Annotated in this window: 12 protein-coding genes and 1 tRNA gene; 5 read left to right on the top strand and 8 right to left on the bottom strand. The window is 73.4% G+C overall.

Annotated features, from left to right (window positions below; genetic code table 11):
- Window positions 1–136: 136 nt before the first annotated feature.
- Entirely contained in the window at window positions 137–1,105 is a 969-nt protein-coding gene (locus tag ACZ5PB_RS06785) for a methyltransferase domain-containing protein (RefSeq protein WP_468688451.1), read from the bottom strand.
- A 106-nt stretch (window positions 1,106–1,211) separates the two neighbouring features.
- Here ACZ5PB_RS06785 and ACZ5PB_RS06780 point away from each other — a divergent pair, with 106 nt between their 5' ends.
- The 4 genes from ACZ5PB_RS06780 to ACZ5PB_RS06765 all read left to right on the top strand — a co-directional run bounded on the left by ACZ5PB_RS06780 (window position 1,212) and on the right by ACZ5PB_RS06765 (window position 9,029).
- Entirely contained in the window at window positions 1,212–1,616 is a 405-nt protein-coding gene (locus ACZ5PB_RS06780) for a globin (RefSeq protein WP_468688450.1), read from the top strand.
- A gap of 270 nt (window positions 1,617–1,886) precedes the next feature.
- A complete protein-coding gene (locus tag ACZ5PB_RS06775) occupies window positions 1,887–5,225 on the top strand; it encodes an FtsX-like permease family protein (RefSeq protein ID WP_468688448.1) in 3,339 nt (1,112 codons plus the stop codon).
- A 1-nt stretch (window position 5,226) separates the two neighbouring features.
- A complete protein-coding gene (locus ACZ5PB_RS06770) occupies window positions 5,227–8,058 on the top strand; it encodes an FtsX-like permease family protein (protein WP_468688447.1) in 2,832 nt (943 codons plus the stop codon).
- Window positions 8,055–9,029: an ABC transporter ATP-binding protein gene (locus ACZ5PB_RS06765; protein WP_468688445.1), complete on the top strand. Its 975-nt coding sequence runs from the start codon at window positions 8,055–8,057 to the stop codon at window positions 9,027–9,029. The genes ACZ5PB_RS06770 and ACZ5PB_RS06765 overlap by 4 nt, the downstream gene beginning before the upstream one ends.
- A 161-nt stretch (window positions 9,030–9,190) precedes the next feature.
- Here the strand turns inward: ACZ5PB_RS06765 and ACZ5PB_RS06760 are convergent, their stop codons facing one another.
- The 7 genes from ACZ5PB_RS06760 to ACZ5PB_RS06730 form a co-directional block, all read right to left on the bottom strand.
- Window positions 9,191–9,844 (bottom strand): DUF8010 domain-containing protein, encoded by a 654-nt coding sequence (locus ACZ5PB_RS06760; RefSeq protein WP_468688444.1) that lies wholly within the window; start codon window positions 9,842–9,844, stop codon window positions 9,191–9,193.
- Between the two features lie 20 nt (window positions 9,845–9,864).
- Window positions 9,865–10,335: an acyl-CoA thioesterase gene (locus tag ACZ5PB_RS06755; protein ID WP_468688442.1), complete on the bottom strand. Its 471-nt coding sequence runs from the start codon at window positions 10,333–10,335 to the stop codon at window positions 9,865–9,867.
- A 6-nt stretch (window positions 10,336–10,341) separates the two neighbouring features.
- Window positions 10,342–12,006: an energy-dependent translational throttle protein EttA gene (gene ettA, locus ACZ5PB_RS06750; RefSeq protein ID WP_468688440.1), complete on the bottom strand. Its 1,665-nt coding sequence runs from the start codon at window positions 12,004–12,006 to the stop codon at window positions 10,342–10,344.
- A gap of 113 nt (window positions 12,007–12,119) precedes the next feature.
- Window positions 12,120–13,592, bottom strand: a complete 1,473-nt coding sequence (locus ACZ5PB_RS06745; protein ID WP_468688438.1) for a TQXA domain-containing protein — start codon at window positions 13,590–13,592, stop codon at window positions 12,120–12,122.
- A 219-nt stretch (window positions 13,593–13,811) separates the two neighbouring features.
- A complete protein-coding gene (locus tag ACZ5PB_RS06740) occupies window positions 13,812–14,372 on the bottom strand; it encodes a single-stranded DNA-binding protein (protein WP_468688436.1) in 561 nt (186 codons plus the stop codon).
- Window positions 14,373–14,517: 145 nt separating this feature from the next.
- The gene (locus ACZ5PB_RS06735; protein WP_468688435.1) at window positions 14,518–16,413 is read right to left on the bottom strand and encodes a GTPase; all 1,896 of its coding nucleotides are present in this window, start codon (window positions 16,411–16,413) and stop codon (window positions 14,518–14,520) included.
- Between the two features lie 5 nt (window positions 16,414–16,418).
- Window positions 16,419–17,999, bottom strand: coding sequence for a dynamin family protein (locus ACZ5PB_RS06730; protein WP_468688902.1), 1,581 nt, complete (start codon window positions 17,997–17,999; stop codon window positions 16,419–16,421).
- A gap of 339 nt (window positions 18,000–18,338) precedes the next feature.
- Between ACZ5PB_RS06730 and ACZ5PB_RS06725 the strand changes: the two genes are divergently transcribed.
- A tRNA-Arg gene (locus ACZ5PB_RS06725) sits at window positions 18,339–18,411 on the top strand.
- Window positions 18,412–18,604 lie beyond the last annotated feature (193 nt).

The following is an 18,604-nucleotide window of genomic DNA, read 5'->3' as shown; positions in this document are numbered from 1 at the left end:
GGCTATTGGAGGGGGGGGGGGGGGGGGGGGGGGGGGAGACGAAGAAACAGAAACGACCAAGGGGGGAGAAAAAGGGGGGGGGGGGGGGGGGGAAGCCCCCCCCCCCCCCCCCCCCCCCCCCCCTCCGTGTGTCCGCTCACTCCGCCATCGGCCACGCGTACGGTCCCGCCGGGTCGTCCAGCCAGGCCCACTGGCCCGCGCCGCTCACCGTCACCCCGAAGCGCTCCCGGCGCGGCCTGCCCTCCAGGTGCCACAGGGCGAGGGCCTCGTGCGGGTCCAGGCTGCTGGCGCTCAGGGTGAGCAGGAAGCGGAAGAGGTCGTTCTCCAGCGCGGTCCTCGGCAGTCCGCCCGTGTAGCGGGGCGTGGGCGCCGCCGGGCCGCCGCGCAGCGGTACGAAGTAGGCGGGCGTGGGCAGGAAGCGCCCCTCCGCGTACCCGGCGTCGCGTACCCGCAGGGCGATCAGCCCGGTCGACAGCGGCGCCAGGATCCTGGCGCCGGGCCTGGACTGCCGCAGCCATTCCCGGGGCACCGAGGGCACTGTGCAGGTGGCCACGACCCGGTCGAAGGGCCCGCGCCCGGGGCACCCCTGTGCCCCGTCGGCGACGACCACGGCGGGCCGGAACCCGGCTTCCGCCAGGTGTGCCCGCGCGGACTCCACGGTCTCCGGGTCCAGGTCGACGGTCGTCACGTTGCGGTCCCCGACCCGGTGGGACAGCAGCGCCGCGTTGTAGCCGGTGCCCGCGCCGATCTCCAGGATCCGCTGCCCGTCGCGTACCTCCAGTTCGTCCAGCATCCGCGCCATCAGCGAGGGCTGGCTGCTGGAGGAGAGCAGCAGTCCGTCGCGCACCCGGGTGGCCAGCGCGGTGTCGGCGTACACCCCGTTCAGCCAGCGCCGGCGCCGCTTGGGATCGGGGTCGTTGCCCCGGAAGCACTCGTATCCGCCGGGCCCGTGGTGGTACCAGTGCGGTACGAAGAGGTGGCGCGGCACCTCCTCGAAGGCCGCCCGCCAGGCCGGGTCCTTGAGTGCTCCGGACGCCGCGACGGTGCGGACCAGTGCCGCCCGCTCGCCGGCGTACAGGTCGACGTACTCCGCGTGTGCGCCCATAGTCCCCACTGTGGCGCGCGCACAGGCCCCTTGGCGAGTACGCACGCGCACCGGGGCCGGTCCTAGGCCCCGGGTCCTGGTCCCCGCCGTCTGAGACGATGGAACGGTGAACGAGATTCCGCGGGGAACGCTTCAGGAGCAGACCTTCTACGAGCAGGTGGGCGGGGAGGCGACCTTCCGGCGCCTGGTGCACCGCTTCTACCAGGGCGTGGCCGAGGATCCGCTGCTGCGGCCGATGTACCCGGAGGAGGACCTCGGGCCCGCCGAGGAGCGGTTCACGCTCTTCCTCATGCAGTACTGGGGCGGCCCGCGCACCTACAGCGACGAACGCGGCCATCCCCGGCTGCGGATGCGGCACGCCCCGTTCCAGGTGGACCGGGCGGCGCACGACGCGTGGCTGAAGCACATGCGGGTGGCGGTCGACGAGCTGGGCCTGGACGCCGAGCACGAGCGGCAGTTGTGGAACTACATGACGTACGCCGCGGCCTCCATGGTGAACACCGAGGGCTAGGGCAGGCTCTCCGGCGGATCTTCCGCCCGAGAAAGTTCCGCGCGGACGGCAACCCCCGGCCCCGAACTCCCCTCTTACCGCGCAAGGTTGCGGCTCGCCTCGCTCCGGTAAACCGGAATTCGGTGATCCAGTACCGGATTTCGGTCACGATCCGATCAAGTCGCGCCCGCAAGCGCTTTCCCTGCGCCCGGACCTCTGAAAGCATCCGAAAGGGCTTTCGGGATCAATCGGATCCATGGGGCCAAAGCAGGATCAGGGGGCGGGAACCGCGTGACGGGGTTTGTCTTTCTGCGCGTACGGGCGCACCGCCTGCTGCTCTCCGCGGCCCTGCTCGCGGTCCTGCTGACCACCTCCGTACTGGCCGCGCTGGCCGCCTTCTCCGGTTCCATCGGGGACGCGGGGCTGCGCCGCTCGCTGGGTTCGCGCGACGCCTCGGCCGCCGCCCTCACGGTGTCCACCAGCAAGGTGCGCGGGCCGCAGCGGGCCGAGGCGGACAAGGTCGTACGGGAGGGCGCGCGCCGCGCGTTCCACGGGCTGCCGACCCGGATCACGGTGCTCGACCAGTCAGGACCGTACTCGCTGCCGCGCTCCCTCCAGCCGGTCTCGGCCCGCAAGGGCGACCCCGATCTGACCCGGTTCGCCGGGCTCGACCGCGACCGGGTGCGGATGACGGCGGGCAGCTGGCCCGCGAACCCCGCCGGGAGCGAGAAGAACGCGGTCGTCGACGTCGCGTTCCCCGACAACGCTGCCAAACAGCTCAGGGTCACCCCCGGACCCACCGTCCTCACCCTCACCGACCGCCTCACCAGCACCACCCGCAAGGTCCGTGTCACCGGCCTCTACGAGCCCAAGAACCTCGCCGACCCGTACTGGAAGCTGGAGGAGCTCGGCGGACGCGGCGTCCGCAGCGCCGACTTCACCACCTACGGGCCGCTGCTCGCCGACCCGGCCCTGCTGCGCTCCGGCGCCGTCACCGAGGGCGACGTCTCCTGGCTGGTCTCCGCGGACTTCGGCACGGTGCGCTCCTCGGACATCGACGAGCTGCGCACGGCGGCCGTGAGCGGCGCCGCGTACCTCGGCAGGACCGCCCCGTTCACGAGTTCGGCGGCCGTCACGCACGGGCTGCCCAAGGTGCTCGACCAGGCGGAGCGGGCACTGCTCGTGGCCCGTTCGACGCTCATGATCGTCTCGCTCCAGCTGGTGCTGCTCGCCACGTACGCCCTGCTGCTGGTCGCCCGGCTGCTGTCCGCCGAGCGCTCCGGCGAGACGGAACTGCTGATGGCGCGCGGCGGTTCGCGGCAGCGGGTGATCGCGCTGGCCGCCGTCGAGGCCGTGCTCCTGGCGCTGCCCGCCGCGCTGGCCGCGCCGCTGCTCGCGGGGCCGCTGGCCAGGATGCTGTCGGGGCAGGGTTCGCTGGGGCGGATCGGGCTCTCGCTGGACACCGGCGGGCCGTGGGGCTCGGCGGGGATCTGGCTGATCGGGGTGGGCGTCGCGGTGGGCTGCGCGGTGGCCGTCATCGCTCCGGCGATCACGGCGGGGCGCAGCTCCAGGGGCCGTTCCGTACCCGGGCCGATGAAGGCGGGGGCGGACCTGGCGCTGCTGCTGATCGCGGCCGTGGCGTACTGGCAGCTGGACCGGCAGACCTCCGGCAGCGGGCCGCTGACCGGTGACCGCGGGGGCGACCTCGGGGTGGACCCGCTGCTGGTGGCGGCGCCCGCACTGGCGCTCCTCGCCGGCACCGTAATGACGCTGCGGCTGCTGCCGCCGCTGGCGAAGCTGGCGGAGAAACGTGCCGCCAAGGGGCGCGGTCTGCCCGCCGCCCTCGCGGGCTGGCAGCTGAGCCGCCGGCCGCTGCGCGGAGCGGGACCCGTGCTGCTGCTGGTGCTCGCGGTGGCGATGGGAATGCTGGCCATCGGCCAGGGCGCCTCCTGGAACCGCTCGCAGGAGGACCAGGCGGACTTCCGCAGCGGTGCCTCGGTACGGGTGTCCGGCGGCGCCGAATCCGATGCGGCGCAGGACGGTTCGTACGCCCGCGTCCCGGGAGTGACGGCGGCGGCGCCCGCCGCGCGGCGCTCCATGCTCCTCTCCGGCGACCAGCTGGCGACGGTCCTGGCGCTGGACACCGCCCAGGCCGCCGAGGGCCTGATGCTCCGCGACGACCTGTCCGAGGGCGGCCGCGCGGGCCTGCGCAGGCAGAGCGCCCCGCTGCGCGTCCCGGAGGGGAGCCGCAACGGCGTCCCGCTCCCCGCCGGGGACTCCGTCACCCTGGACCTCTCGCTGGGCCGGGCCGACGGCAGGGCGTCGAAGGTGCGGGCCGAGGTCATGGTCACCCTGGAGGACCGGTACGGGATGACCTACCGGCTGCCGCTCGGCGCGCTGCCCGCCGACGGGCGCACCGTGCCGCTGCGCGTGGACCTGGCCCGTTCGGCGGGCCGCGCCGCACCGCCCGTGCACCTCACCGGTGTGGAGGCGACGTTCGACCAGCCGCGCGACACCACCGAACAGCAGCTGCTCACGCTCCGCTCCGTGCGGGGTGCGGACGGCGCCGCCCCGCCCGCCCCCAAGGGCCTGGCCTGGTCGGGCGCCACCGTGGACACCCTGCTCGACCGGGCGGGCGACCCGGCCGCGCGGACCGCGATCACCCCGGCCACCGGCAGCGGCGCCCTGCTGACGGCCAGGTTCTCGACGGGGATGACCACCACCCCGCCCGAGGAGGAGTGGTCAGGTCCCGCCGGCACCACCGTGCAGGTCAGCGCGGTCGGCGCCGCACCCCAGCGGCTGACCGCCCTGGCGACCGACGGCTTCCTGGCCGCCTCCGCCGCCAAGGTCGGCTCGAACATCGACTTCGACGTCAACGGCACCACCCTCTCGCTACGCATCGTCGGCACCCTGCGCCACCTGCCCACCACGGGCCCCGCCGCCCGCTCCGCCGACACCACCGGCCCGGCGACGAAGGCGGCGGCGGACGGCGGCTCCCTCCTCGTCGACCTGCGTGCCGTCAACCGCAGGCTGGCCGCCGACGGGGTGGTCCCGCTGTCGCCCGACGAATGGTGGCTGGCCACCGCGCCCGGCAAGGCCGCCGACGTCGCCAAGTCCCTGCGGGAGCGCCCGGACCTCGACCCCTCCCGGGTCGTGGTGCGCGACGAGACGCTGCACGAGCTGTACGACGACCCGCTCGGCGCGGGCCCGCAGGCGGCCCTCCTCGCGGTGTCGGTCATCGCCGCCCTGCTGGCCTCGGTCGGGTTCGCGGTCGGTGCGGCGGGCTCGCTGCGGGAGCGGACGGCCGAGTTCGCCGTGCTCAAGGCGCTGGGTGCGCCACCGAGGCAGCTGGCCCGGCTGATCGCCGCCGAGCAGTCGCTGCTGATCGGCCTCGCCCTGCTGGTGGGGCTCGCCCTGGGGGCCGTACTGACCAGGGCGGTCGTCCCACTGATCGTGCTCACCGGGCAGGCCACCCAGCCGCTGCCCGGCGTGCTGGTGCAACTGCCCGCCGGGCAGGTCGCCCTGCTGCTCGCCGGGGTCGTCGCCATCCCCCTGCTGGTCGTCCTGGCGCTGGCGCTGCGGCGCGGCGACCCGGCCACCACCCTGCGCGTCCACGGAGGCGGCAACTGACATGGCAACCGACACGGCAACCGACAAAAGGAAACGCGCCGTCGCCCCCTGGGTCCGCACCCGCCTGCGGACCACCCCCGGCGCCGCCGCCGCGCTGGGCGTACTGGTCCTGCTCACGGCGTTCCTCGCCGCCGCCCATCCGCGTGCCCTGGCCCAGTACGAGACCGAGGGCCTGCGGCACCAGCTGGCCGACGCCCCCGCCGCCAAGCGCGTCCTCCAGGTCCAGGGCGCGCTGCCGGGCGGTCTGGCAGGGCCCGACGAGCGGGCGGCGGTGCTCGGCCCGGAGCGGATGGCGGCCGCGTTCGAGCAGACCCTCAAGGCGCCGAAGGCCCCGCTGGTCCCGGTGCGTGCGGACTCCTCGCACGGGGTCCGGGTCCCGCAGCGGCTGCCCGCGTCGGACCCGTGGCTGCCGAGGCCCACCAAGAAGGTGCCGCCGGTGTTCTCGGTGTCGACCCGGGCCGAACTGGCGGACCACTCACGGCTGGTCGCGGGCCGCCAGCCGGCCGCGCCCACGGGCGCCGGTGCGGGCGGTGCGGACGGCGCCGGGACGGGACAGCAGCCCGTCACCGACCTCCCGCTGGAGGCCGCCGTCAGCGCGGCCACCGCGCGCACCCTGCACATCAAGGTGGGTTCGGTGGTGCACGTCGCCGCCGAGGCGAAGGGCATCACGGCAGGCAACACCGCCGCCGTGAAGATCACCGGCATCTTCGAGCCGCTGCGCCCCGCCTCCCCGTACTGGAGCGTCGACCGCAGCCTGCACACCCCCGAACTCCTGTACCTGGACGACCCCGACGGCCCCGAGTACTACTGGTCGGGCTCCCTCCTGCTGGCCCCGGGCGCGGCGGCCGGCCTGCTCCACCTCACCCCGGACCCCGAGCCGTTCTGGAACGTGGCGCCGCGCACCGACCGGCTGCGCATGAGCGACGCACAGCCGCTGACCGCGGCCGTGGCGGACCTGGAGGGCGGCCCGGGGCTCAGCACCCTGCGCCAGTACGTCGGCGCGGGCTCGGCCGTCGACACGGACCTGGACCTGCTGGTCACCGGCTACCTGGAGAGCCGGGCCGCGATCACCCCGGTCGTCGCCGTCGCCGCCTTCGGCACCGGTACGGTCGCGGCGGTCGTCATCCTCATGGCGGGCGGCCTCGCGGGCGCCCGGCGGCACAGCGAGCTGGCCCTGATCCGCGCCCGCGGCGGCTCGGTGCGCGGCCTCCTGGGGCGGCTCTCCGCCGAACTGGCGGTCGTGGTCGTGCCCGCCGCCGCCCTGGGCTGGGCGGCGGCGTTCCTGCTGCTGCCCGGCTCCCCGCCGACCGCGTCGGCCGTCGCCGCGGCGGCCGTCGCGGTGCTGGCGTGCGCCGGACTGCCGGTCCGGGCCGCGTTCGCGCATCTGCGGCCGAGGATCCACGGCGACCGGGCGGACCTGGTGCGCGCCAGGCCTTCCCGGCGCCGCAACGTCGCCGAACTCACCCTGGTCGTCCTGACGGTGGCCGCCGTCGTCGCCCTGCGCAGGAGGGGTACGGGCGACGAGGTGGACCAACTGGTCAGCGCCGCACCGGTGCTGGTCGGCTTCATCGCCTCCCTCGTACTGATCCGGCTGTACCCGCTGCCACTGCGCGTGCTGGCCCGGCCGATGGCGCTGCGCCGGGGCGCCATCGGCTTCCTGTCGGCGGCCAGGGCCGCCCGCTCCCCCGCGACCGCCACCCTTCCGCTGCTGGCGCTGCTGCTGGCGCTGACGACGGCGGCGTTCGGCGGGTCCGTACTGGCAGGGGTGGCCGAGACCCGGGACCGGGCGGCCACGGCGAAGGTGGGAGCGGACGCCCGGCTGGTCCAGATCCAGAAGACCAAGTACGGCTTCGACGCGCCGACGGTGAAGGCCGTACGGGAGCTTCCCGGGGTACGGGAGGTCAGCGCGGTCGGCGTCGACTACATGGTGTCGCTGCCGGACGGCAAGCGCGAGGTGACCCTGGTGACGGTCGACCCCGAGTCGTACGCCAGGCTCTCGCGCGGCTCCGGCACCGGCGGCTTCGACGCGGCGGCGCTGGCGGGCAGCGGTGGAAGCGGCGGCAAGGGCGGGGTGTTCCCGGCGCTCGCCTCCCCCGAGACCGCGGAGCGCCTCGGCGGCGCCGCCCGGATCGGTCTGCGCAGCGCCCACTACGGCGACTTCACCACCCGGGTCGCCGGCACCATCAAGGCCACTCCCGCCGTGCGCGAGGGCGACTTCCTGGTGGTCAGCGCGGCGGCGTTCCCGACGCACAAGCCCGCTTCGCTGCTGGTCACGGGCGACGGGCTGGACCGCAGGGCGCTCCGGGCGGCGGTGGGCGGCAGCGCCGAGGTACACCTCAAGGCGGAGGAGCGGGCGAAGCTCGTCAGCCCGCCGCTCCAGCAGGGTGCCGAGCGGATCTACACGACGGCGGTCGCGGCCGGGGCGGGCTTCGCCGTCCTCGCGGTCCTGCTCTCCCTCCTCCAGGCGGCGCCGGAGCGCACCGCGCTGCTGGCCAGGCTGCGCACGATGGGCGTCACCCGCCGCCAGGGCCGCAGGCTGCTCGTCCTCGAATCACTCCCGCAGGCCCTGCTGGCCGCCTGCGGCGGGGCCCTGTCCGGCTGGGCCACGGTCCGGCTGCTGGCCCCCGACATCGATCTGGGCGCCTTGGCCCTGGCCACGCGGACCGGCGTCCCCGGCTCCGTACCGCTGCTGCTGCGCACGGATCCGTGGTCGCTGCTCCTCCCGGCGCTCGCGGTGGTGTGCCTGGCGGCCGGGGTGGCGGCGGCCCAGGCCTGGTGGGCTACTCGCCGCGCGACCACGACGACCGAACTCAGGGCAGGAGACGCTCGATGACCCCCACGGGAACTTCCGGTACGTCCGGCGGGAACACCTCGCTCGCCGAGCTGGAGCGGCGGGCCGCGGCGCGCCGCGACCGCCCCGAGTTCGGCCACGACGCGCTGATCTCCTGCGACCGTCTGGTCCGGGTCTTCACCACGGACGGCGTGGAGGTGCAGGCCCTCCAGGGGCTCGATCTGCTGGTCAAGGAGGGCGAGTTGATGGCCCTGGTCGGCGCGTCGGGCAGCGGCAAGTCCACCCTGATGAACATCCTCGCAGGCCTCGACGAGCCGACCGCGGGCGCGGCCAGGGTGGCGGGCTGCGACCTGCTGACGATGGGCGCGAAGGAGCGCCTCCACTACCGCCGCAATGTGGTCGGCTTCGTCTGGCAGCAGACCGCCCGCAACCTCATGCCGTACCTCACGGCCGCCCAGAACGTGTCCCTGCCCATGCAGCTGAAGGGCCGGGGCAGGAACGCCGAACGCGCCGCCCGCGCCGACCACTTGCTCGCCATGATGGAGGTCGCCGACTGCCGCGACCGGCGCCCCGCCCAGATGTCCGGCGGCCAGCAGCAGCGCGTGGCCATCGCGGTGGCCCTCGCCAACGAGCCCTCCGTGCTGCTCGCCGACGAACCCACCGGCGAACTGGACTCCGCCACCGCCGACGAGATCTTCGGCGCGTTCCGCCGCGCCAACGAGGAGCTGGGCACCACCATCGTGATCGTCACCCACGACCAGACGGTGGCCACCGAGGTCCGCCGCACGGTCGCCATCCGCGACGGCCGTACGTCGACGGAGGTGCTGCGGCGCACGGAGGTGGACGCGGAGACGGGACAGGAGTCGGTGGTCGCCCGCGAGTACGCGATGCTGGACCGCGCGGGCCGCCTCCAACTCCCCGCCGACTACACGGAATCCCTGGACATGCACCACCGCGTCATCCTGGAACTGGAACAGGACCACATAGCAATCTGGCCCGACAACCACCCCTGACCCCGGCCAGCCCCCTTGGGCGGCGGGGCCGCCCCCACGCCGCGAGCCCCCTTGGGCGGCGGGGCCGCCCCCCGGGGGCGGAACGGGCGGGCAAGGGGGCGGCCCCCGACGGAGTCGCACCCCCGCCCCCGCCCCACCTACGCCACGGCCCCCCACCACCCCTACCTCGGCGAGACCGCCAACACACCCAACCCCCCACCACCAACCCCCCGCACCGACACCGACCCATACGGCGTCCGCAGCCGAAGCCACCCCCCAGAAACCAGCACCGCCACCGGCACCCCCGGCCGCAAAAACCCCAGCGACTGAGCAGCATGCACAGCCCGCAACGGAAGCCCCGTCCCCGCCAGCTCGCGCGACCAGATGTCCCGCCCGATCCGGTCCCGGACCGCCCGGGTCCGCTCCTCGGGGGGCAACTCCTCGTCCCGCATGCGGAATTCGGCGACCGCCGCCGCCACAACACCGCGCATCGCCGCCGCGTCCGGCACCCCGTCGACCCGCTCCCAGCCACCCCGGGGCGGCAGTACACCGGCCCACGGCGGCCCGGTCACGGCCTCCGGCACCCGCACCACACCGGTCAACTCCTCGATTCCCTCCAGGAGTTCACCGGCGGACACGGTCACATCCAGCTCGACGGCCCGCACCAGCCTGGCCGTTCGTACCGCGAGCACCTCGAAGGACGGCGGCCGCCCGAAGACGGCCACCGCCTCCCCCTGCGCCTGGAGGCGGACGGCAGCGGCCCGGTCGTAGTGGACCAGCCGGCCGAGGAAGGCGGCGAGGTCCGCCGCCTCCCCGGGCCCGTCCAGCTCCAGCATCCGAGCCTCCGCCCGCACCGTCATGCCGCGACGGCCCCGGCCCCGGCCTCAGCCGAACCGGCCTCAGCCCCGGCCTCGTCGTCGAAGTACTCCGCCAGGAAGGACTTCTCCTCGTCGGTGATCCGACGCGGCCGGCCCTCCGCCAGGTTGAACGGGACGACCACTGTCGACGCCCGTACGTACACCTGCGCAGAGCCGTCGGCGTCCTTCACCTCGTACGCGATCGTCAGCGACGCCGCGCCTATCTTCGTCACCCACGACTCGATCCGTACCGGCTCGTGCCGGTGGACGAGGGGCCGCACGTAGTCGATCTCGTGCCGGGCCACGACGGACCCGCCCGTGAAGGACGTGCTGCCCTCCCCCGGCGCCAGCCGGAACATGAAGTCGATCCGCGCCTCTTCCAGGTACCGCAGGAAGACGACGTTGTTGACGTGCCCGAAGGCGTCCATGTCCGACCAGCGCAGGGCGCAGGAGTAAATGTGCCGTGCCACCAGCTATCAGCCTCGCGTGAGCTTCTTGTACGTGGCGCGGTGCGGACGTGCCGCATCGGCGCCGAGACGCTCGATCTTGTTCTTCTCGTACGACTCGAAGTTGCCCTCGAACCAGTACCAGCGGGACTCGCCCTCGTACGCGAGGATGTGCGTCGCCACCCGGTCCAGGAACCAGCGGTCGTGAGAGATGACCACGGCCGCACCCGGGAACTCCAGGAGCGCGTTCTCCAGCGACGACAGGGTCTCGACGTCGAGGTCGTTGGTCGGTTCGTCGAGGAGGAGCAGGTTGCCGCCCTCCTTGAGGGTCAGCGCCAGGTTGAGGCGGTTGCGCTCACCACCGGAGAGGACCCCGGCCGGCTTCTGCTGGTCCGGACCCTTGAAGCCGAAGGCGCTGACGTACGCGCGCGAGGGCATCTCGACCTGGCCGACGTTGATGTAGTCCAGCTCGTCGGAGACGACGGCCCACAGCGTCTTCTTGGGGTCGATGTTGGCGCGGCTCTGGTCCACGTAACTGATCTTGACCGTGTCGCCGACCTTGATGGAGCCGCTGTCCGGCGTCTCCAGGCCCTGGATCATCTTGAACAGCGTGGTCTTGCCCGCACCGTTCGGACCGATGACGCCGACGATGCCGTTGCGCGGCAGCGTGAAGCTGAGGTCGTCGATCAGGACCTTGTCGCCGAAGGCCTTGCTGAGGTTCTCGACCTCGACGACGATCGAGCCCAGACGCGGGCCCGGCGGGATCTGGATCTCCTCGAAGTCCAGCTTCCGCATCTTGTCGGCCTCTGCCGCCATCTCCTCGTACCGGGCGAGACGGGCCTTGGACTTGGTCTGGCGCCCCTTGGCGTTCGACCGCACCCACTCCAGCTCTTCCTTGAGGCGCTTCTGGCGCTTCTCGTCCTTCTTGCCCTCGACCTTGAGACGGGTGGCCTTCTTCTCCAGGTAGGTGGAGTAGTTGCCCTCGTACGGGATCGCGCGGCCGCGGTCGAGCTCAAGGATCCACTCGGCGACGTTGTTCAGGAAGTAACGGTCGTGGGTGACGGCGACGACGGCACCCGGGTACTTCGCGAGGTGCTGCTCCAGCCAGTTCACCGACTCGGCGTCCAGGTGGTTGGTGGGCTCGTCGAGGAGGAGCAGGTCCGGGGCCTCGATGAGCAGCTTGCAGAGCGCCACGCGGCGCTTCTCGCCACCGGAGAGGTTGGTGACGGGCCAGTCGCCGGGCGGGCAGCCCAGGGCGTCCATGGCCTGCTCCAGCTGGGCGTCGAGGTCCCAGGCGTTGGAGTGGTCGAGGTCCTCCTGGAGCTTGCCCATCTCCTCCATGAGCTCGTCGCTGTAGTCGGTCGCCATGAGCTCGGCGACCTCGTTGAAGCGCTTGAGCTTGCCCATTTGCTCGGCGGCGCCGTCCTGCACGTTCTCCAGGACGGTCTTCGACTCGTCGAGCTTCGGCTCCTGCATGAGGATGCCGACGCTGTAGCCCGGGGACAGGAACGCGTCGCCGTTGGACGGCTGCTCGATCCCGGCCATGATCTTGAGAACGGTGGACTTACCGGCACCGTTGGGGCCCACCACACCGATCTTCGCGCCGGGCAGGAAGTTCAGGAAGACGTCGTCGAGAATCACCTTGTCGCCGTGCGCTTTACGCGCCTTGCGCATGGTGTAGATGAACTCAGCCAAGAGAAACCGTCCGGCAGATCGTGGGGTGGGCAGATACACCCCATCTTGCCTGACTGCACTCCCCTGGCGGAAACCGGATACCCGACGGGGACGGGTATCCGGTACTACGTCACCTACTCGCCGGTGTCCGGTACGGGCTTCTTCTTGCGGAGCAGGAAGACCGCGCCGCCGCCGATGACGAGCATGCCGAGGGCGAGGTAGCCGATCGTCGGGGTCGCGGCGGAGCCGCCGGTGGCGGCCAGGTTCTCGTCGTCGGGGACGGCCACCGGGCTGGGCTTGCCCGCGGTGGCCGGGGTGGGACGGTTGGCGGGGGCGTCCGCGGTGCCGATGGCGACGGTGCCCGCGGTCTCGCAGTCCAGGACGCCGGTGAAGTTCTTGCGGAGTCCGCCGGGGCCGGAGACGGTCAGGTCGTAGGCCTGGTCCTCCTGGAGCGGAATGGTCACCGTGCGCGACGTACCGGCCGCGATGGTGTGGCTGGAGCCGAGCAGCTCGAAGGTGAACGGGGCGTCGCCCGCGTTGGTCCCGGTGATGGCCACGCCGCCCTTGGCGCAGTCCTTCTTGCCGGAGAGCGCCGGAACGGCGCCGGTGGCCTTCTCGCCCGCCCAGATGGCGGTGGCGTCGGCGGCGACCGTGGAGGTGCTGGCCCCGGCCAGGATCTGGGTCTGGCTGTGGGTGTCGCTGACGAACGCCCGGCCGATCGGCACCCGGGCGTCCGCCTGGACGCTGAGCGCGCTCGTGCCGCTCTCGACGGTGGGCGGTATGTCGAAGAACAGCTGGGCGCCGTTCTTGACGTCCGTGACCGGCTTGCCCTTGGCGTCGACGATCCGGACGCCGGCCGGTGCGTCGGCGGCGAGTCCGACGTTCACCCGGTCCGCCTGGGTGCGCACCGTGACCGGTCCGACCCGGTCCCCGGCCCGGCCGGCCACCGCGGGCGGGTCCAGCGCGAGAGAGGCGGGCGGCTGCGGGGCGTCCTTGGCGGCCCGTGCCAGGTACGCGGCCAGCTTGCCCGCACCGGGGTCGGCAGGGAGGGCGTCGACGTTGTCGGAGAAGCGCCAGATCGCGGCCTGGGTGCCCGCGGCGGCGGCCTTGTCGTCGAGCGACTTGACCCCGGCCCGCTCGGCGAGCGCGGCGAGGTCGTTGACCTGGGGGTAGGAGTTCTCCAGGATCCAGCGGATCTTGCCCGCGTTCCGGTTGCGGTGCAGCGAGGACTGCTCCCAGCCGACTTCCTTGTACGAGGTCCCCTCGCGCGCCGGGGTCCGCAGGTCGACGCTGTAGCTCTGCAGGCTGCCGCCACCGGTGACGGTCATCTCGAAGAGCCCGGCCTCGGCCTTCCACTCCTGGCCCGCGTCACGGATGGTCACCGCGCCGTGGACGGTGAGCCTGCCGAGGGTGGCCGCGGCGCCACCGGAGCTGCGCGGCTGCTCGCCCGCCGCCGTCGCGGTGCCCGCGCCCGCCAGCACACCCGCCGCGAGCAGGCCCGGGGCCAGTGCGGCGGCGAGCAGGCGGCGTGCCAGGGCCGGACGCGCCGGATGTTTGGAGCGGGCAGAGTTCTGCCCCCGGTCGGAAGCAGTCGAATCGCCGATCATGCAAGTCCCCTCCGGGCGAGGTTCATTCGCATGGTGCGCATGTGGGGAGTGCCTCGCCTGCAACCTCAAGTGCCCCATGGGTATCCGGGAATCCTAAGGAGGCAATGCCGAACACCGCCCCGCCATGCGTCCTGACGTCCTATTCCGAATCGGAATTGTTATCGCCCGAAGCTCAACCTCCTCGGCCTTGTCGACAAGTCGCCTCCACAAAGGCGACTTTCAGGACACCGCCCCGACGGTCTCCGTCGTCCCGGTCACCACGGCCTCTTCCGGTTTCGTCTCCGGATCCCTTCCCGGTTCCGCCTGCGGCTGCCGGTCCGGTGCGCCCCGGGCCGCCCAGCTCACCGGAGTTGTCGCCGTCCAGTCCGGCGGGCCGCCCGGCCCGTCCCGGACCGCCGCCGGTTCCACCAGCCGGGGGTCCGCCTTCGCCACCCGGCGGAACGCCGACGTACCGCGCGTCAGGTCGTGCCCCACGGCGACGGCGTCGACGTCCGCCGAGAACCTCCGCTCGCCGTCCCTGGTCTCGTCCTTGACGCGCAGTCGGCCGTGGACGATCAGCGGGTCCCCGACGTCGAGCGAGGAGGACAGGTTCGCCGCCAGGGCCCGTCGGGCCCACACCGTGTAGAAGCTGGTCGGGCCGTCCGTCCAGGTCTGCTGCTCGCGGTCCCAGCGCCGCGCCCGCACCGCGAGCCGCAGCCTGACCACGTGCCCCAGCGCCGTTTCGGTGCCGATCGGGCCGGTGGCGGCGTTGCCCACCAGGGTCACCATCGTTTCGTTCATCACGGACCTCCCCCTCATGGCCGGCCGGGTCCGGTCGGTCCCGGCCGCTGTTCCTCCCTCCATGCTGGCCGTGGTCCGGATTTCCCGCCGGGCCCTGTGGATCAACCGCCCGTTGTGGAAAACTCCGCCACCCACATGCTCACCGTCACCCTCGTCCGGCCGCCCCCGTGACCGTCACGTACCGCTCGCGCACCTCCCGGTAGCGCATCAGTTCCGCCGCCACCGGGTCGAGCACCTTCGCCCGCCCGCAGCCGGCCGCCGCTTCCCGCAGTCGCCGCTCGACGTCCTGCCCGTACCGCCTGGCGGGCCCGCGTGCGGCGGCCCAGCAGCCCCACTCGACCACCGGGCCGCCGACCACCCCGGCCAGCATCAGCAGGAACGGCGGCAGCAGGTCCGGCTCCAGGACGCCCAGGACCTGCCCCAACAGCCACAGCGCCCCCAGGATCTGAATCAGCGTCATCGCCGCCTGGGCGAGCACCGCCACCGGCCACCACGCGGGCCGGGGCGGATTGCCCTTCGGTGCCCCGGCGGACACCGCCAGCGCGTCGAGTTCCCCGGGCAGCCCGTCGGCGCCGCGCACCGCGGCCTCCCGTACGGCCTGCGCCCAGGGGCCCGGCAGTCCGGCCGTCGCGGCGTCGGCGACCGTACGCACCGCCTGCTCGACCCGCTGGCGCGCCGTCACCTCGACGTCCCTGACGCCGCCGGGCGTGCGCCCCGTCGGCAGGGCGCCGGGCAGCCGGCGTGCGTCGTACCAGCGCCACAGCCGCAGCCAGGGCGTCCCGCAGGCGCGGCCCGCGTGCCGCCGCCATTCGCGCTCGGCCGCCTCCCCGGCCGCCGCCGCGCCGATCGCCTCGGCGAGCCGGTCCGTGAACTCCTCCCGGGCACCCTCCTCCAGGCCCGCCCTCCCCTCCGCCACGTACACCGGGCGCAGCCTGGCCGCCGCCGCGTCCACATCGGCGGCGAGCCGCCGCCCGGCGGCGCCCCTTTCCGTGACGAACGTCCGGAGCAGTTCGCGGAGTTCCTCCACCCCGTCACCCGTAAGGGCGGAAAGTGCGAGGACCGTCGCACCGGGTTCGCCGTGCTCGCCGAGCGCCATGCCGTCCTCGTCGAGGAGTCTGCGCAGGTCGTCCAGTACGAGATCGGCGGCCTCGCCGGGCAGCCGGTCGGTCTGGTTGAGGACGACGAAGGTGATCTCCGCGTGCCCGGCGAGCGGGCGCAGATAGCGCTCGTGGAGGGCGGCGTCCGCGTACTTCTCCGGGTCGACGACCCAGATCACCGCGTCCACCAGGGCCAGCACCCGGTCGACCTGTTCCCGGTGCGCGACCACCGCCGAGTCGTGGTCCGGCAGGTCCACCAGCACCAGTCCGCGCAGCCCCTCGTCACCGCTGCTGCCCGCGCCCGTGCCCGCCTGGAACGGCCGCCTCCGCAGCCGTCCGGGGATCCCCAGCCGGTCGAGCAGTCCGGCCGCCCCGTCCGTCCAGCTGCACGCGATCGGCGAGGAGGTGGTGGGCCGCTTGAGCCCGGTCTCCGAGATCCTCACTCCGGCGAGGGAATTGAAGAGAGTGGACTTGCCGCTTCCGGTGGCTCCGGCGATCGCGACGACGGTGTGCTGCGCGGAGAGCCGCCGCCGGGCCACCGCCTCGTCCAGCACCCGCCCCGCCTCGTGCAGCGTCTCGCCCTCCAGCCTGGCGCGCGAGAGCCCCACCAGCTCCCGCAGCGCGTCGAGCCGCACCCGCAGCTCGTCCCCGTACTCCCCGCCGCCTGGCGGTACGTCGCCGAACTCCTCCGGCAGCTCCCCCTCCCGCCAGTCCCGCAGCACCTCGACGTCCCGGCCCTTCGCCCCTGCGGCATCCCGCACGACGGCCCGCCGCGCGATCAGCCCGTCGTCCCAGCCGCCCCGCCGGGCCGCATCCGCCCCCTCACCTCCCGCCACATCCGCCTCTGCCACCACATCGGCAGCATCAGCACCAGAGACACCACTCACTTCCACCACACCAGCCCTGTCCACCACTTCAGCCGTCTCCGTCCCCTTCGCGTTCACCGCCGTCACCTCTCCTTCTTCGTCACGGACAGCGCGGCGATCAGCTCGGCCTGCGGCTCCGGCGTCACTTCCAGCGCGTCGATCGGTGCCAGCCGCCGGTCCCGTTCGGCGTGCAGCACCCGTTCGATGTACGTCGTCACCAGTTCGCCGCCCCTGTCGCGCAGCCGCAGCGCGCTCTGGGCACCGATCCGTTCGGCCAGCCGCTCGCCCGCCGACCTGGCCCGCCGGCCGCCGAGCAGCGACGCCGCGAGCAGGGCCGCCACGGCCTCCGGGTCGGGTGCGGCGGGCCTTTCCAGCTCCCGTACGACTTCCTCGGCCAGCTCCTCCAGGACCCGGCGCCAGCGTCGTACGACCAGACCGATCCGCTCCCCGGACTCCGGGTCGGGGCCGCCCGGGGCCACGGTGAGCGCGGCGGGTTCCTCGCGCCAGGCCACCCGTACGCGTTCGTCGGCGGCGGCCACCGCGCACTGGAGGAGCGCGGTCAGGCTGTCGGCCAGGGAGTCGAGAAGCTCGGAGTCGGTGGCGTCGGCGGGGTGGGCGCGCCAGCGGGTGAGGGCGTCGCCGGAGAGGACGGCGCCGTTGCGCAGCCGGGTGCCGACCCGCTCGCCCTCGGCCGCGTAGGCCTCCTCCACCGCGCCCGTGAGCCGGACGGCGGCGGCGTACTGCGCGGAGACGGCGCCCGCCAGCTCCGGCATGCGGGAGTTCAGCGAGTCCATGGCGCCGCGCGCGGTACGGGCGACCGCCTGCTGCCGGGCGGCGGGGTCGCGGACCCGGTGGGTGAGCCACTCCAGCAGCGGTGCGACGGCGGTCGACGGCAGCAACCCGCTTCCGCCGCCCGCCGATTCGGGCAGTTCGGGGATGGTGAAGCGGGGCACCTCGCCGAGCCCGGCCCGGTCGAGCAGCGCCCCGTACTGCCGGGACACCTCGCCCACCACCTGGTGGGGCACCCGGTCCAGGACGGTGACGAGCATCGCGTCGTACTCCTTGGCCGCCCGCAGCAGGTGCCACGGCACGGCGTCGGCGTAGCGCGACGCGGTGGTCACCATCACCCAGACGTCCGCCGCGCAGATCAGTTCGGCGGCCAGCACGCGGTTGGCCTCGACGAGCGAGTCGATGTCGGGGGCGTCGAGCAGTGCGAGTCCCAGGGGCAGCGACTCGGAGGTCTCCACCCGCAGCACGCCGCTGTCCTCGTCCTCCCCGCCGTCCTCGCACCGCTCGGGCAGCCACACCCTGGTCAGCTGGGGCAGCACGCGCTGCCCGGCGAACCAGTGGTGGTCGTCCGGATGGCACACGAGCACCGGCGTACGCGTCGTCGGCCGCAGCACCCCCGCTTCACTGACCCGGCGGCCCACCAGCGAGTTGACCAGCGTCGACTTGCCGGCCCCCGTCGAGCCGCCGATGACGGCGAGCAGGGGCGCTTCGGGGTCGCGCAGCCGGGGCACGAGATAGTCGTCGAGCTGCGCGAGGAGCTCCAGCCGTGTCTGCCGGGCGCGAGGTGCCCCCGGCAGCGGAAAGGGGAGGCGCACGGCGGCGACACGGTCGCGCAGGGCGGAAAGTGCGTCAAGCAGCTGAGGCCGTACGTCCAAGGTCACCACATACGAAGAATGCCCAACTATGACCGCTTTTTGAAGCGTATAGACCACCCCTGCGCGCCGTTATCCCCCCAATCGGGGACAATGCGCCCCCTGGGACACTTGGGGCGAGTGGGACACAGGCATAACGAGTGCACAACACCCGGGGCGAGGGACGCCAAAAGCGGTGCGCGATTCGCACTCGCCTGCGATTATCGGTGGCGCTTCACTGAACCTCCACATCGTGCCACGCAGGTGAAGCAACCGGGCCACGGCGACAGGAGCCCTATCCTTGTCCCCGGCAACGGCCACAACAGGCCACACCGGCCGATCCGGGCCCCAGGCCCACCACCGGCCCCCGTAGCTCAGTGGATAGAGCAGGCGCCTTCTAAGCGCTTGGCCGCAGGTTCGAGTCCTGCCGGGGGCGCACCGCGCGAGCACCTTCAGGCCCTTCCTTCGGGAGGGGCCTTTGTGCTGGTACGGGGAGGCTAGCCGGGGCGCCATAGCGACGGCATAAGGGCCCCGGCGACCGCAGGGGTTCGGGGGGGGGGGGGTCGTTTGGGTTTTGTTGGGGGGTGTTTTGGCGTGCGTCTGGCACCGTGCTGAATCGCTTGGCGGTA

This window comes from Streptomyces sp. NPDC032721 (assembly GCF_055579625.1).
The sequence above is the reverse complement of the archived record's forward strand: the minus strand, read 5'-3'. Positions and strand labels throughout refer to the sequence as shown.

Coding starts and splice junctions, on each gene's coding strand:
- ACZ5PB_RS06765 (WP_468688445.1), top strand. CDS start 8,055: ATGACCCCCACGGGAACTTCCGGTACGTCCGGCGGGAACACCTCGCTC.
- ACZ5PB_RS06770 (WP_468688447.1), top strand. CDS start 5,227: ATGGCAACCGACACGGCAACCGACAAAAGGAAACGCGCCGTCGCCCCC.
- ACZ5PB_RS06745 (WP_468688438.1), bottom strand. CDS start 13,592: ATGATCGGCGATTCGACTGCTTCCGACCGGGGGCAGAACTCTGCCCGC.
- ACZ5PB_RS06740 (WP_468688436.1), bottom strand. CDS start 14,372: ATGAACGAAACGATGGTGACCCTGGTGGGCAACGCCGCCACCGGCCCG.
- ACZ5PB_RS06760 (WP_468688444.1), bottom strand. CDS start 9,844: ATGCTGGAGCTGGACGGGCCCGGGGAGGCGGCGGACCTCGCCGCCTTC.
- ACZ5PB_RS06785 (WP_468688451.1), bottom strand. CDS start 1,105: ATGGGCGCACACGCGGAGTACGTCGACCTGTACGCCGGCGAGCGGGCG.